The sequence below is a fragment of the Halopseudomonas sp. genome, assembly GCF_036961105.1.
Lineage (GTDB): Bacteria > Pseudomonadota > Gammaproteobacteria > Pseudomonadales > Pseudomonadaceae > Halopseudomonas.
Map to the genome: position 1 here is coordinate 21,659 of NZ_JBALWW010000019.1, position 14,540 is coordinate 36,198.

Annotated in this window: 11 protein-coding genes; 3 read left to right on the forward strand and 8 right to left on the reverse strand. The window is 59.6% G+C overall.

Annotated elements, in window-relative coordinates; genetic code table 11:
• Nucleotides 1-61 precede the first annotated feature (61 nt).
• From V7756_RS15395 to V7756_RS15425, 7 genes are all read right to left on the reverse strand, one after another.
• Nucleotides 62-220: a YqaE/Pmp3 family membrane protein gene (locus V7756_RS15395; protein WP_335611081.1), complete on the reverse strand. Its 159-nt coding sequence runs from the start codon at nucleotides 218-220 to the stop codon at nucleotides 62-64.
• Between the two features lie 93 nt (nucleotides 221-313).
• On the reverse strand, nucleotides 314-2,287 hold the full coding sequence (locus V7756_RS15400; protein ID WP_335611082.1) for a PhoX family protein: 1,974 nt from the start codon (nucleotides 2,285-2,287) through the stop codon (nucleotides 314-316).
• Nucleotides 2,284-3,123 carry an energy transducer TonB gene (locus tag V7756_RS15405; protein WP_335611083.1) on the reverse strand — a complete coding sequence of 280 codons (840 nt, stop codon included), beginning with the start codon at nucleotides 3,121-3,123 and terminating at the stop codon, nucleotides 2,284-2,286. Before V7756_RS15405 ends, V7756_RS15400 begins: the two co-directional genes overlap by 4 nt.
• A gap of 9 nt (nucleotides 3,124-3,132) precedes the next feature.
• On the reverse strand, nucleotides 3,133-3,570 hold the full coding sequence (tolR, locus tag V7756_RS15410) for a protein TolR (RefSeq protein WP_335611084.1): 438 nt from the start codon (nucleotides 3,568-3,570) through the stop codon (nucleotides 3,133-3,135).
• Complete coding sequence (tolQ, locus tag V7756_RS15415) at nucleotides 3,570-4,259, reverse strand: protein TolQ (RefSeq protein WP_335611085.1); 690 nt, start codon at nucleotides 4,257-4,259, stop codon at nucleotides 3,570-3,572. Before tolQ ends, tolR begins: the two co-directional genes overlap by 1 nt.
• A gap of 82 nt (nucleotides 4,260-4,341) precedes the next feature.
• Nucleotides 4,342-6,303, reverse strand: coding sequence for a phytase (locus V7756_RS15420; RefSeq protein ID WP_335611086.1), 1,962 nt, complete (start codon nucleotides 6,301-6,303; stop codon nucleotides 4,342-4,344).
• A gap of 53 nt (nucleotides 6,304-6,356) precedes the next feature.
• Nucleotides 6,357-8,867 (reverse strand): TonB-dependent receptor, encoded by a 2,511-nt coding sequence (locus V7756_RS15425; protein ID WP_335611087.1) that lies wholly within the window; start codon nucleotides 8,865-8,867, stop codon nucleotides 6,357-6,359.
• A gap of 332 nt (nucleotides 8,868-9,199) precedes the next feature.
• On the opposite strand from V7756_RS15425, the gene V7756_RS15430 reads away from it, so the two are divergent.
• Together V7756_RS15430 and V7756_RS15435 are read left to right on the forward strand one after the other, a co-directional pair.
• The gene (locus V7756_RS15430) at nucleotides 9,200-10,123 is read left to right on the forward strand and encodes a GGDEF domain-containing protein (protein WP_335611088.1); all 924 of its coding nucleotides are present in this window, start codon (nucleotides 9,200-9,202) and stop codon (nucleotides 10,121-10,123) included.
• A complete protein-coding gene (locus V7756_RS15435) occupies nucleotides 10,120-11,148 on the forward strand; it encodes an AraC family transcriptional regulator (RefSeq protein WP_335611089.1) in 1,029 nt (342 codons plus the stop codon). The genes V7756_RS15430 and V7756_RS15435 overlap by 4 nt, the downstream gene beginning before the upstream one ends.
• A gap of 30 nt (nucleotides 11,149-11,178) precedes the next feature.
• Here V7756_RS15435 and ppsR read toward each other — a convergent pair whose 3' ends face one another.
• Entirely contained in the window at nucleotides 11,179-11,997 is an 819-nt protein-coding gene (ppsR, locus tag V7756_RS15440) for a posphoenolpyruvate synthetase regulatory kinase/phosphorylase PpsR (RefSeq protein ID WP_335611090.1), read from the reverse strand.
• 159 nt (nucleotides 11,998-12,156) lie between these two features.
• Between ppsR and ppsA the strand changes: the two genes are divergently transcribed.
• On the forward strand, nucleotides 12,157-14,526 hold the full coding sequence (ppsA, locus tag V7756_RS15445; RefSeq protein ID WP_335611091.1) for a phosphoenolpyruvate synthase: 2,370 nt from the start codon (nucleotides 12,157-12,159) through the stop codon (nucleotides 14,524-14,526).
• Nucleotides 14,527-14,540 lie beyond the last annotated feature (14 nt).

The following is a 14,540-nucleotide window of genomic DNA, read 5'->3' on the forward strand; positions in this document are numbered from 1 at the left end:
GACGCAAAAGAAAGGCCGGGATGACGCTGTCATCCCGGCCTTTTCGTTGGGCTATGGCGGCCTATCGTTTGGCAATAATCCATACCGCATGCACTATGCCCGGAATATAGCCGCAGATGGTCAGCAGCACATTCAGCCAGAATGCCCCACCAAAACCTACCTGCAGGAAGACCCCGAGCGGCGGCAGCAATATGGCGATCAGTACGCGAAGAATATCCATGGCGATAAGTCCTTGTCTTGGTAAATAAAAATGGTGTCCAAATTAGGACTATCCGTGCGCATGATCGTTCACTCGCAGCGGACGTTGGGCAAATCAACAGCCGATAATGCCCCCGTCTTCCCGAGTGATCAGTACCGTTGTAGAGCGCGGCCTGCTGTGCCCGTCACTGGCCGGATAACTGATGCCGGGGTGCTGAACGTTGATCCACATGGCGGTTTCGTCCGGTGACCAGGTGATGCCGGTAATTTCGGCGCCCCAGGGGCCGACCAGAAAACGGCGTACTTCGCGGCTTACCGGATCAGCACACAGCATCTGGTTGGAGCCGATTTTGCCCATGTAGGGCGCGGTTTCATCAGCGTCGGTGAGTATCCACAAACGTCCTGCGCTGTCGAAGGCCATCCCGTCAGGGGAGGAGAAGAGGTCGCCGCTTATGTTGCCCACGCGGTTGGCCGGAATGCTCTGATCGGCGTGTTGCCGTTCACCAGCCAGTACGAAGATATCCCACTCGAATTCCTCCGCGGTCGGGTTGGCTCCCGCCTCGCGCCAGCGCAGTATCTGCCCATGCAAGTTCTCGGCGCGGGGGTTCGCGGCGTCGGTCGGGTGGACTTTGCCGCGGTCGGTGTTGTTGGTCAACGATACATAGGCCTCTCGCGTGTGCGGGTGCACTGCCACCCATTCCGGACGGTCCATGGGTGTCGCGCCAATTGCGTCCGCCGCCCCACGCGAATTGAGTAGTACGGCTTGCTGATCGGCAAAGCCGTCCTGCGCGGTAAGCCCTGGATCGCCGAAGCGCAGCGGTAGCCAGCGGCCGCGACCGTCGGCCTGGAATTGCGCGGCATAGAGTGTGCCGCTGTCTAGCAGATTGGCGTTGTGCTCAGGCTCGCCCGGGTGGTAAGCCCCGGCGGGAACAAACTTGTAGAGGTATTCACCCCGTGCATCATCGCCGGAGTAGAAAGCCATACGGCCATCGTCGCCCAGCGAACAGACCGCACATTCGCGGCCAAGACGTCCCATCGCGGTGCGCTTGATGGGCGCACTTTGTGGCGCAAAGGGATCCAGCTCGACTACCCAACCAAAGCGATTGGGTTCGTTTACATGGCCGTGATGCGGCTGAGTCGCGTCCGGCGTTGCGTCAAAGCGCGCCTCGACCGATTCCCAGGCGTAATAGCGGCTGCTACCACCCAGGCCAATGCCGTAACGTTTATGCTCCGGCCGTTGGGCGTAATCCTGCTCATCGCGGTTCACAAAGTAGTTGTGGAAGTTTTCTTCGCAGGCCAGGTAAGTACCCCAGGGCGTGACGCCCATCGAGCAGTTGTTGAGCGTGCCGAGAATTTCATCCCCGCTGGGATTGCTGGCGGTCTTCATTCGGGCGTCACCCGCCAGGGGGGCGCTGACGCGAAAGCGGGTGTAGCCGCTAATGCGCCGATTGAACGGCGATCTGGCGACGCGCTGCCACTGGTCATTGCTGTCCTTGGCGATCTCGATCACGCTCAGACCGTGCGCTGCCAGTTCCTTGCGCACCTGTTCGGCTGGGCGCGTGCGCTTGCCGTCCGCCTGGTTGACGAAGGCCATCCCCTCCGGATGCAGGGTGGGATTGACGTACTCATGATTGATCACCAGCAGGCCACGCTGGTTTGGCGTCTCGGCAAAGGGAAAAAAATGCATTCCATCGTGGTTATCGCCAGCCTGTAGCAACTGATCCTGCCAGCTGTTGCTGGCATCATCTCGCCAGGCAGGAGCATTCGGCATAACGCCGTCTCCCCAACTGAAGAAGGCCTGGGCAAGGTAGCCTGGCGGCACAATTACGCTATCGAAAGAAGATGAGGTAATTGCTTCAACAGATTGAAAGTTAAGTAATGATGTTCTTGGATGTTCGGCTGAAACCGCTTTCGCCAGAGGGCTTGGCAATGACGGAAAGAGAGAGAAAAGGGCCAGCGCCGCACCGCCCTTGAGCAGATTTCGTCTGCCTTGGCTGACCACCTTGTTGAGGCTCGGTTGCTGCGTTGCATTGACAATACGATCATCCAGCGCCTCAAGCCTGTGGTGAAATTGCTGATCCTGCTTCATGGTCGACTCACTGTTGCCAGACGGTAACGGAAGGTGTTGCGTACGCCGGGGACTGCCACAGCCTGTCCGTTGATCATGCGTGGCTGGTAGACAAAATCCTTGGCTGCTGCGAGGGATGGTCGGATGAATATCGGTTCTTCGCAGGCGCCGGGCACGATGTGCGGATCGCTGACGCGGCCGTCTGCCAGCACCCTGTATTCGACCGTGCAATCACCTTCCAGCCGGCTGCTGAGGGCGCGCCTGGGGTAGTCGGGCGCGGCTTTTCTGATCGGCGTGTAACTGCTTACATCGGCAGCTTTGGCAGCGGCGGCCGCAGCGGCGCGCTGCCGAGCGGCCTGCTGTTCGGCCGCCTGCTGTCGAGCGCGCGTTTGCGCTTCGGCAAGCTGCTGCGCCTTCGCCGCGGCTTCCTCAAGCTGTTGCTGGCGAGCCAACGCCTGCTGGCGCTGCTGCTCGGCGTGTTTGCGGGCAATGGCCGCAGGGTCCGGCGGCGTCGCTACGGGCTCTGGTTGCCTTGCGGGTGTTGGTGCTGGTGGTTCGATAGCAGCAGGTGCGGGCTGCGCCACGGGTTCAGGCAAGGGTTCAGGCTCCGGGACCGCAGGTGCTGCTCCGATCGGCACCGCTGCCGGTGCGGGCATCACCACCAGTTGCGTCCTGATGCTGCGAGCGGCCTCCGGCGGCGATGGCGGTTGCGGCTGCCAACCAAGGTAAATCAGGCTCGCGGCACCCGCGTGCAAGGTCAGCGTTGCGATCAGCGGCAAAAACCAGACGCGGCGGCTGGACGGCAGCGACTGCTCGACAGCGATCAGGGCAGCTTGTGCGGTGTTATCGATCGACATGACGTTCTCTCAAGGCGCTTCGGTGATCAGACCCAGACTGGTTACGCCAGCCTGCTGTAACGCAGCCATACCGGCTACCACCCGGCCATAATCGACACCGGCGTCAGCCCTGATCATCACCTGTGTCCCGGGTTCTGCCTGCAATAGCGGGGTGAGCGCTGTGGTAAGTCCCTCGAGCGCGTTGACGCTGTACTGGTAGCTGTCGGTTTGTACGCTGTCGCCCTGGTTCCAGTGGTAGCGACCGGCATTGTCTATAGATAGGGTCACAATCGAGAGATCTTCGCCAGGCAGCGCCTCGCTGGCCACCTTGGGTAGCTCGATCTGTACGCCCTGGGTCAGCATGGGCGCGGTCACCATGAAGATGACCAGCAGCACCAGCATCACGTCGATGTAGGGCACCACGTTCATTTCGGCCTTGGGTTTGCGTTTCAGACGGGCAGGGCGCATCAGGCAGGCACCTGCGTCCGGTTATGCACACGGCGGTGCAGGATGGCGCTGAATTCGTCGGCAAAGTTGTAATACTGGCCGAGCAGGCTCTCGCTGCGCGTGCTGAAGCGGTTGTAGGCGATCACGGCGGGAATCGCGGCAAACAGCCCGATGGCGGTGGCAATCAGCGCTTCAGCAATACCCGGCGCCACCGTGGCCAAGGTGGCTTGCTGCACCTGGGACAGGCCGATGAAGGAATTCATGATGCCCCACACAGTGCCAAACAGGCCTACATAAGGGCTGACCGAGCCGACAGTGGCAAGGAACGGCAAGTGCTGCTCCAGCCGCTCTTCCTCGCGGGCGATGGCCACGCGCATGGCGCGCTGGACGCCTTGCATCACCGCTTCAGGGTCGCCCTGGTCATGCTGGTTCAGCTGGGTAAACTCGCCATACCCGGCGCGGAATATCTGTTCGACGCCGGCGCGATCCCGGCTACCGTTGTACAGCTGGCCGAGATCCTTGCCCGACCAGAATTGATCTTCAAATGCCATGATGGCGCGCTTGGCGTTATTGAACAGTGTGCTGCGCTGGGCAATCAGAAACCAGGTGGCCAGCGAAGCCAGCAACAGAATCAGCATGACGCCCTTGACCAGAATGCTGGCCTCGAGCACCAGTGACCAGATAGTGTGTGTTTGAGTAGCAGATGACATGCTTTCCTCGCTGGCGGGCCGTTAGGGAGCCCGCCTGTGTATTGGATGACAAAAAGATGCAGTTTTGATGACGCTGGCAATATCAGGGCAGCTTCAGCGCCTCGGCGATTTGCTCCCACGCCACCAGTTTGAAGTTCTGCCTGCCTTGCGGCATACGCTTGCGGCCGTCCTGCACCACCAGCATGCCGCGGCCCCAGGTCCCGCCAAAATCAACCGAACTGACCTCTAGCCCATCGGTTTCGGATACGCCATCGATGCCGGCCGCGATATTGATACCAACACGAAATGCCCCGCGCAGTTGATAGGGTGGTTTGGCGTCCAGCACCAGATAGCTGTCGTTACCCTGGCTGGAGATCACTAGATAGGGCTGTTTCGCCTGATAGATCGCCATGCCCTCGACATCGGCGTGCAGCGGGCCTTCGGCGCGGATGACTTCTATCAGCTCAGCGGGCTGTGCAGGGTCGCTGCTTAGTGCCCAGACTCCGACGCCTTCTTCGCCGATAAACAGGCGCTGGCGAGCATCATCGGCCACGCAGCCTTCCGGCTGGGTTTCGGTGCTGAACTCACGCACCAGAGTGCCCTTTACCTCGCCGGCGGCGTCCTCCAGCCGGTATTGCAGGAAGCGCCCGCTCTTGTCGTTGGCGATGGCGTAAATCTCGCCCTGCGGGCTTCTCGCCATGCACAGGCCGTAAATGTCCTCGAGCGGCAGGGCAATGCGTCCCAGGCCGGCTACCTGGCCGTCAACCGAGTTTATCGAGAACAGCTCCAGACTGTTGCTGTCACGGTTGCTGGCGACGGCCAGGTCTGTTGGCTGGCCAGAAAGCATGAAGCCGCTACGCACATCGACGTTGTTGATGCGCCCTACGGGCAGATACTGCAACTGTTCGCCCTGCAGATCGTAGACCGCCAGGCCGCCGCGCTTGTCGGTGCCCAGAATGCGTGACTGACTGGTATCGGCAGCGTTTACCCAGATGGCCGGATCATCCGCTGCGTCACCCCCATGCGGTACCGGCGTGGTCTGCGCCAGCGCGGTTATCTCCACAAGCAGGGCTGCGTTGATGGGTGGTTCGCCGGCGGGCAGCTCGGCAACACGCAGTTGCTGATCCTTGGCATCCGCTACCAGCAGCTGCAACGCTGGGCCGCTGCGGCTATACAGCCGCTCGGCCTCCTCGACGTCCGGTAAGGTCAGGGTGCGATCGCCAGCCCAGCCATCGGCTATTGCGCGGTAGCGATAGAGCGCGGCGGTGCCGTCGACGGCCAGAACCCCGTCGATGCTCGGCGCGAGACCTTGCGGGCTGTCCTGTAGCTGGCCGTAAGGGGTGATCAGATCGACAACCGCACGCTCGCCATTGGTTTCGGGGTTGGCCGGGTAAGCCCAGATGCCGACATCTTCCTCACTGACGAACAGGGTTTGCAGCGCGTCGTTTACGGCGCAGTACTGGGCGCCCACCGGCAGGTGCAGATCTCGCATCAGCCTGGGTTCATCCAGCAGTTGTTGTTTGTCTGCCACCAGCCACTGCTGACCCAGGCCTTCTTCGCCAATCAGGAACAGATACAGATATCCGTTCGGGTCGTGGTAAAAACACAGGCTTTCGACCGGGTAGCTGGCAGCCGGTAGCCAGCTGGGCGTGGCAAACGCGTGCTGCGCGGTATTCCAGCTCAGCAGCAGCGTCTGGTCCCGGACCTCGTCCAGTGTGGCGCTCAGTATGGTGTCGCCGAGCTGGCTGGCGTCCAGGGTGGAAAAGCGACCGCTGTAGGATTCGGCTACCGCGCGGCCGTCAGCATTCAGCAGCCAGAGGCCGCCATCGCCCACGGCAATCCGGTCGACTCCGGTGTCATTGCCAGCGGGTAGTAGCGCCCAGCTTTCCGCAGGTTGGGGCGGGTGTTCACTGTTCCATATCGACAGCGCCAGATGGGTTTCGGCGGCCGATTCGGCAGCTGTGGCTGCGGTTGATAAGGGCTTGTCTGCGTCGTTGTAGCCGCATCCACTCAGGGCGAAACAGGCCGGCAGCAGGGCGCCGGCGATTAAAAGTGTCAGTCGCATTCAGGTTCTCACATCAAATCGGTAAGCCGGGCACATGAAGATGCCCGGATGGCTCAGAAATGGGTCAGTGACAGGCCTACCTTGTAGGTCGGGCCGTACTCTTCGTATTGCGCGTTGTAGTCGCGCTCGCCGGTGTAGACGTAATAGCTCTCGTCGGTAATGTTCTGCGCTTCGGCAAACAGCTGCAGGTGCTCGGTGAGGTTGTAGTGGGCGCTCAGGTCGATAAACAGCTGGTCGTCCACGCGGTAGTCGTAACGCTTGTCGAGTACATCGCCTACTTCGCTGAGGTAGTCGGACTGGTAGTTGGCGGCGATCCGCATGCCGAACCTGCTGTTTTCCCAGCCCAGGGTCAGGTTGCCCGTGGTATCGGACTGGCCGGGCAGGCTGATGCTGCGCTTGGCGATGCTGCCGCTATCGGCATCAAACTGCTCGATATCGGCGTCGGATTTGCTGAAGGTGCCGTTGGCGCTCATCAACAAGCCATTCCAGGGCGAGGGTAACCAACTGAACTGCTGGGAGTACGCCAGTTCCAGACCGTAGACGCTGGCCCTGTCGCCGTTTACGTAGGTGTAGGCTTCATCGAAGGCGGCGTATTCTGCGGTGCCGGCGAGGTTGGCGCTGTAGACGAAATTCTCGATGTCCTTGTAGAACACGAAGGCAGAGACCGCGCCGGCCTTGCCCATATAATGCTCAATACCCAGGTCAAAGTTGCTGGATTCCAGCGCCTTGAGTTGCGGGTTGCCGAACTCGGCTTGGTCACCATCAATCACAAATCCCGGGAACAGCTGGCCAAACGTCGGCCGCACCACGCTGTTGGTCCAGGCGGCGCGCAACTGGCTGTCACTGCCGAGTTGATAAATGGCGTGCAGGCCCGGCAGCCAGTGGTGGTAGTCGTTGCGCTCTGTGACGCTTTCAAAGGCGCCTTCATTCAGGCCAGTGCCATCCGCTTTCAGGCGGGTGCCTTCATAGCGCAGACCAGCGATGATACGCAGGTCATCAATATCAACGGTATTCATGATGTAGGCTGCGTTGATGTTTTCCTGGATATCGAAATCATTGATGCGTGACTGCTCGTCATCGTAGAAGTCCGCCGCATCGAGGCCGGCCATTAGCCGCTCCAGAGCGCTGGCGGAAATTTGCGGGCCGAGTTTGTCGCTGCCATTGACGAAGTTCACCAGGTTCAACTGATCATCGGTGAAACCGTAATCCCCCAGATCTTCGTAGGCCCAGACTTCGAGATCGTTGTCCTTGGTGCGGGTGCTGAACTTGGCGCCGAACTTGACCTGCGACGGCAGCCCTTGCCAGAAGTACTCCCGCGCCAGGTCAACGCGGATATTCTGTTCGGTGTCGGTGGTGAGCTGCTTCTCGCGTTCGATTTCATCCAGGGTGAAATTGCTGGCCTGATAGAAAGCGTCGCTGATCTGGAGATTGGGCTCCTTGCTGCTGTCGTAACCGGCATCGATAAAATCATCATTGCCGGCAAAGCTGGCCCCAGGAATGTGCAGTGGGCTGTCTTCACTGGCTTCGCTGTAGCCGTATTGGCTGCTGAGGGTCCAGTCACCGAGGCGACGTTCGCCGCCCAGCACCAGGCTTTTGACTTCCTGGGTTTCCGAGCGGTCCTTGATCTGGCGGCTGCCTTCGGCATCACCGCGCTCGCCGACTAGCTGCGCATCGGCAAACTCAATCACGTTGGCCTGGCGTGTTTCGCTGTCCTTATAGCGGCTGTAGAGGGTACGCAGATATAGCTCGGTGTCTTCATCGGGACGGTAGTCGAAATTCAGTCCTGCGCCGGTGCGTTCGCGTTCGATGTCGTAACGACGCTCTTCCAGCTCCTCCAGTCGCGCGCCATCAGCGTCATCAAAATCCCAGGCACCGCCGGTTTCGACGTTATCAGAGCCAAAGCTGCGATTCTCCCAGCTAAGCGCGGCAGCAACGGCAAAGTTGTCGATGCCCTGACCCAGGCTGAAGCGATTGCTGAGCGCACCGGAGACCTTGGGACTGGTGTCGCCGGTGTTGTCGTCATAGCTGGCTTCGCTGGTCAGGCTGTAGAAAGCGCCGGGGTGGTCGAAGCCGGACAGGCTTTCCACTTCGACGGTACCGCCAAGGGAGTTGGCGTCCATATCCGGGGTGAGAGTCTTGACGACAGAAAGTGACTGGATCAGCTCGCTGGGCAAGACGTCCATGGCGACCGCGCGGCGATCACTTTCGGGTGCAGGGACCAGGGTGCCGTTGATGGTGACCGAGTTGAGATCGGCACCCAGCCCCCGCACCCGGACAAACCGGCCTTCGCCCTGATCCCGTTCAACCGACACGCCGGGCACGCGCTGCAGCGCTTCGGCAGCGTTGTCGTCGGGTAGCTGGCCGATCGCGTCGGCGTGCACCACGCTCTCCACGCTGTCGGACAGGCGCTGCTCCTGCAAGGCCTGCTGCATCTGCGCAGCCTGGCCAATAACATTGACGACCTCGGGCTGGGACTGTGCCGCAGCGTAGCTGGCAGTGGCGATCGACAGCGCGAGTGCACTGCAACGAAAACCGGCGCGAAACAAGGAATGGGTGACTGACATCTGCAAAATCCTCTATTGGCGAATGGGCATCTACCCTGATCTGAGGAGGACCTTAGGCTGGCTTTATGTCGGTTCTGTGACGCTGCTGCGCGGCGACGGTCAGAATCGCCAGCCAGACGGAGATCTTGGCGCTGGTTGAGCTGTTAACACCCCCCGCAAAGGCGTCTCGCAGACGCGAAGCCCCTGTTTTTGCGAGGCCCTGGGACATTCGCCCAGTAAATATGCATCGCTTGCTGTATTGGGCCTGAGCTGAAATGACCCTCGCCGCTGAAACTTCACTGTCATCTTCTTCTGCTGAGCTGGCCTGCAATCCCCCCAAGGAACGCAGGCCCATGTCGACCATGTTTGCTCTTCACCGATTCAAATTGCTGGCTCTATTGCTGCTGGCCAACGGCGGCGCACTGCTGTACCTGAGCCTGGGTGACATCAAGCCAACGGCGATCTGGTCCTGGACCGACATTGCCGGGGAGGGCGGCTCGGCATTGCTGGTCTTGGTGTGGGCAGGGCTGTTGCTCAAGGGGCGGCCGGCGGGGCGTGTTACCAATCTGCTGTTTCTGGGCTTGGCCTGCCTGTTCTTTTCTCTCTGGATGGACAGCCTGGACGAGTTCATAGCCTTGCCCGAGAGCGTGCTGCTGGATCATTGGCTGGAATCAGCCCCCATGCCGGCGGGCTTTGTGCTGCTGACTCTGGGCATCTATCACTGGCATTGTGAACAGCTGGCGATCAGCGCACAGATGGTCAATCGCGAACGCCATTTTCGCGAGCACCGGTTGTTCGACAAGGTGACGCCGCTAGGGGATGCCGGGTATTTCCGCCGGCAATTGCAACAGGCCTTGCCCGCTGCCCAATCCAACAACGAGCCGCTGTCGCTGGTAATGCTGGATATCGACGATTTCAGCGCCATCAATCTTGCCTATGGTCACCGCGAAGGTGACCGAGTGTTACAACTGGTGGCGCAACAGATTGTGCTCAACCTGCGCAGCCATGATCTGCTATGTCGCCTGGCGGGAGACAGGTTCATTGTGCTGCTGCCGGCGACGCTGGAAGCCCAGGCCCATACTCTGGCGCAAGAGCTGCAAGGATCGATCGAACACTTGGCGTTGAAGAGCGCGGGGCAGGGTGAGCGGCTGTCATTGCGGGCCACTGCCGTCGCGCTGATGGCCCGCCAGGAGGATGCGGATACCTTGCTCAAACGCTTGAACATCGTCATGGCGCGGGCCAAGCAGGCGCTTCAGCTGAGCCGAGCGCAGGCATGAACGCATCGACCTGGATTGACTGCGACACGCGGTTCATCGCGGCCCGCGGCCAGCCGGCCTGCTTGATCGATCTCGCCTTGTCGCGGGGCATCGATAGCCATCGCCTGCTCAAGGGTACTGGGCTGTTCTACGAAGATCTGCTCGAGAACGACCCGCTGATCACAGCTCGCCAGTTTCATTGCCTGATCGACAACGCCAGGCAATTACTGGCAGCCGATGACAGTGCCTTTCTGTTCGGCCAGCAACTGCTCCCCGGGCACTACGGTGCCACCAGCAATCTGCTGCTGCAGGCCGACTCACTTTTGCAGTCGCTGCAACACCTGCAACAGTTCAAGGCACTGTTGAGCCCGCTGTGTGCGCCGGTGTTGCGTCTGGACGAGCAGTCCCTCTACCTGTATTGGCTAGATAGCTTCGCCAGTGGCAAAAACAGTCAATTTGTCATTGATGCCAGCATGACCGCAGTCACCGCGTTGTCTCGTCGGATCGCAGGCTGCGCCTTGCCCTGGCAGTATCATATTGCGCACGCCGAACCCATCTATATAGAGCAGTACTGGGTGCACCTGAATGAGCGCTTGCGGTTCAATAGCCCCACCAGTTTCATGCGCCTGTCGCGGGAACATCTGGTGGCTAGGGCAGGGCAGGCATCGACGGTATTGGGACAAATTGCAGAGCAGCAAAGCCTACAGCAACTGAATGCCCTGGCGGCGACTCAAAGCCTTACCGATGCGCTGTTCGACTACCTGTGCGAACACATTTCGAAACTCGCCGGGCTGGAGCAGGTGGCTGCAGATTTCGGTCTGAGCTGCGCCACGTTCAAACGTCGCCTGCAGCGCGAGGGGACGCATTTCCAGGCGCAGCTTGATCGCGCGCGAACGCTGATTGCACTGGATCTCTACTTGCGCCGGGGGTTCAGCAACGAGGCGGTGGCGATCTATCTGCGCTTCAATGATCGCACCAATTTCAGGCGCTTTCTCAAGCGCCTGACGGGCAGATCACCAACAGATCTTCGGCAATGGCTTGGATGACTTCTGATTCATATCAACAACTTGGAGTAACTACTTCAAGCGTCTCTCAATTCCCATCTGCATCAGAATCTTGGCCGAAATTTCTTCGACCGAGAAGTGCGTGGAGTTGATGAAGGGGATGTTTTCCTTGCGGAACAGGTTCTCTACCTCACGCACCTCGAACTCGCACTGGGCAAAACTCGAGTAGCGGCTATTGGGACGTCGCTCATTGCGAATGCCGGCGAGGCGATCTGCGTCTATGGTCAGCCCAAACAGCTTGGCCTTGTTCTGCTTCAGCGCCTTGGGCAGTTGCAGACTTTCCATATCATCGTCGGTCAGCGGGTAATTGGCCGCGCGTATGCCGTACTGCAAAGCCATGTAAAGACAGCTGGGTGTCTTGCCGCAACGCGATACGCCCACCAGGATGATGTCGGCCTGGGCATAGTGATGCGTGCGTGCGCCATCGTCGTTGTCCATGGCGTAATGCACGGCGTCAATTCGGTCCTTGTAGTGCGTGTTGTGCTGGATAGAATGGGTCTTGCCGACGGAATAGGATGAGCCATCGCCCAACTCCTGCTCAAGCGGCGCGAGAAAGGTAGAGAAGATGTCGATCATGTAGCCACTGGATTTTGCCAGTTCCTGGCGAATCTCGTTGTTGACCACGGTATCAAAAATGATCGGGCGCGCGGCATCCTTCTCGGCAGCAGCATTGATTTGTTGTACCATGTCACGCGCTTTTTCCACGGTATCGACGTAAGGGCGCAGCAGCTTGGTGAACTGGATGTTCTCGAACTGTGCCAGCAGGCTTTGACCAAGCGTCTCGGCGGTGATGCCGGTACCATCAGAAATGAAAAAAGCGGTGCGTTTCATTCACGAAGCCTTAAGATGTCGTGTCTCGGTTACCGGGTAGCCCGCCTATATATGTCGGAGCAGCCCCCAAAGATCGGCATTGTGGCGCATTTGCAGCGGGCAGACCAGTATGCTCCCGCCGCCGCACAGACTTATTAATAGATTGACGGAGAGATCACCTTGTTAGAGTACGTAGTGTCCTTCGAGCAGCTGGGTGTTGATGATGTAGAACGAGTTGGAGGCAAGAACGCCTCGCTCGGCGAAATGATCAGCAACCTGGCCAACGCCGGCGTATCGGTACCCGGTGGCTTCGCCACGACAGCAGACGCCTATCGTGATTTTCTCGAGCAAAGTGGGCTGAATGATCGCATCAACGCCGCGCTGGACAAGCTTGACGTTGACGATGTGAACGCACTGGCACAAACCGGCGCGCAAATTCGCAGCTGGGTGATGGAAGCCGACTTTCCGCCGGCACTTGACCAGGCCATCCGTGACGAATTTGCCAAGCTGTCCGAAGGCAATCCGAACCTGGCTGTGGCTGTGCGTTCGTCCGCCACCGCAGAAGATCTGCCGGACGCATCCTTTGCCGGCCAGCAGGAAACCTTCCTCAATATTCGCGGCGTCGACAATGTTATCTACGCTGCCAAGGAAGTCTTCGCTTCACTGTTCAACGACCGCGCCATTTCCTATCGTGTACACCAGGGCTTCGATCACAAGCTGGTCGCGCTGTCCGCCGGTGTTCAGCGCATGGTGCGCTCCGAAACCGGTACTGCCGGCGTCATGTTCACCCTGGACACCGAATCAGGTTTCCGTGACGTGGTGTTCATTACCGGTGCCTACGGCCTGGGCGAAACAGTAGTACAGGGCGCGGTCAACCCTGACGAGTTCTATGTGCACAAACCCACTCTGGCTGCAGGCCGTCCTTCTATCCTGCGCCGCAATCTGGGTAGCAAGGCGATCAAGATGGTCTACGGCGACGAAGCCAAGGCCGGTCGTTCGGTCAAGACCGTTGATGTCGATCTGGCCGAGCGTAGCCGCTTCTGCCTGAGTGACGAAGAGATCATCAATCTTTCCAAACAAGCAGTGATCATCGAGCAGCATTACGGCCGCCCGATGGATATCGAATGGGCGAAGGATGGCGACGACAACAAGCTGTACATCGTTCAAGCGCGTCCTGAAACCGTCAAGAGCCGCACCACCGCCAACGTTATGGAGCGTTATCTGCTCAAGGAGCGGGGCGAGGTGCTGGTTGAAGGTCGCGCCATTGGCCAGCGCATTGGCGCCGGTCCTGTGCGCATCGTCAACGACGTTTCCGAGATGGACAAGGTACAACCGGGCGACGTGCTGGTTTCCGACATGACCGACCCCGACTGGGAGCCGGTCATGAAACGCGCCAGCGCCATCGTGACCAACCGCGGCGGTCGCACCTGTCACGCCGCCATTATCGCGCGCGAACTGGGAATACCGGCCGTGGTTGGTTGCGGCAACGCCACCACCGAACTATCTGAAGGCCAGGAAGTCACCGTTTCCTGCGCTGAAGGTGATACCGGCTTGATCTACGCTGGCCAGCTGTCCTTCGACATCAAGAAGAACAGCGTCGACGCCATGCCGCAGATTCCGTTCAAGATCATGATGAACGTCGGCAACCCGGATCGCGCTTTTGATTTTGCCAACCTGCCCAACGAAGGTGTAGGCCTGGCCCGTCTGGAATTTATCATCAACCGCATGATCGGAGTGCACCCCAAGGCCCTGCTCAACTTCGACAGCTTGCCGGCTGACGTGAAAGAGAGTGTGCAGAAGCGTATTGCGGGCTACTCCGATCCGGTCGACTTCTATGTTGACAAGCTGGTAGAGGGGATCAGCACCCTGGCTGCGGCTTTCTCACCGAAAAAGGTTATCGTGCGGATGTCGGACTTCAAGTCCAACGAGTATGCCAACCTGATCGGCGGCAAACTGTACGAGCCGGAAGAAGAGAACCCGATGCTGGGCTTCCGTGGCGCCTCGCGTTATATCAGCGATTCGTTCCGCGACTGCTTTGAGCTGGAATGCCGCGCCATGAAGCGCGTACGCGATGAGATGGGCCTGACCAACGTCGAAATCATGATTCCATTCGTGCGTACGGTAGGCGAGGCCAAGCAGGTGGTTGAGCTGCTGGGCGAGAACGGTCTCAAGCGTGGCGAGAACGGCCTGCGCCTGATCATGATGTGCGAGCTACCGGCCAATGCGCTGCTGGCTGAAGACTTCCTGGAGCATTTTGACGGCTTCTCTATCGGCTCCAACGACCTGACTCAGCTGACACTGGGCCTGGACCGCGACTCCGGCATCATTGCGCACCTGTTCGATGAGCGTAATGCAGCGGTGAAGAAGCTGCTGAGCATGGCGATTTCTGCCTGCCGTGACGCGGGCAAGTACATCGGCATCTGCGGTCAGGGGCCCTCGGATCACCCTGACCTGGCGCAATGGCTGATGGACCAGGGCATCGAAAGCGTGTCATTGAACCCTGACTCCGTCATGGACACCTGGTTCTTCCTGGCCGAGAATGCCAAGTAAGATCCTTTGCAATC

Excerpts from the sequence above, each read along its gene's own strand:
- V7756_RS15405 (WP_335611083.1), bottom strand. The coding sequence starts at position 3,123 with ATGTCGATCGATAACACCGCACAAGCTGCCCTGATCGCTGTCGAGCAG.
- V7756_RS15430 (WP_335611088.1), top strand. The coding sequence starts at position 9,200 with ATGTCGACCATGTTTGCTCTTCACCGATTCAAATTGCTGGCTCTATTG.
- V7756_RS15435 (WP_335611089.1), top strand. The coding sequence starts at position 10,120 with ATGAACGCATCGACCTGGATTGACTGCGACACGCGGTTCATCGCGGCC.
- tolR (WP_335611084.1), bottom strand. The coding sequence starts at position 3,570 with ATGCGCCCTGCCCGTCTGAAACGCAAACCCAAGGCCGAAATGAACGTG.
- V7756_RS15400 (WP_335611082.1), bottom strand. The coding sequence starts at position 2,287 with ATGAAGCAGGATCAGCAATTTCACCACAGGCTTGAGGCGCTGGATGAT.
- ppsR (WP_335611090.1), bottom strand. The coding sequence starts at position 11,997 with ATGAAACGCACCGCTTTTTTCATTTCTGATGGTACCGGCATCACCGCC.
- V7756_RS15420 (WP_335611086.1), bottom strand. The coding sequence starts at position 6,303 with ATGCGACTGACACTTTTAATCGCCGGCGCCCTGCTGCCGGCCTGTTTC.
- V7756_RS15395 (WP_335611081.1), bottom strand. The coding sequence starts at position 220 with ATGGATATTCTTCGCGTACTGATCGCCATATTGCTGCCGCCGCTCGGG.
- V7756_RS15425 (WP_335611087.1), bottom strand. The coding sequence starts at position 8,867 with ATGTCAGTCACCCATTCCTTGTTTCGCGCCGGTTTTCGTTGCAGTGCA.
- tolQ (WP_335611085.1), bottom strand. The coding sequence starts at position 4,259 with ATGTCATCTGCTACTCAAACACACACTATCTGGTCACTGGTGCTCGAG.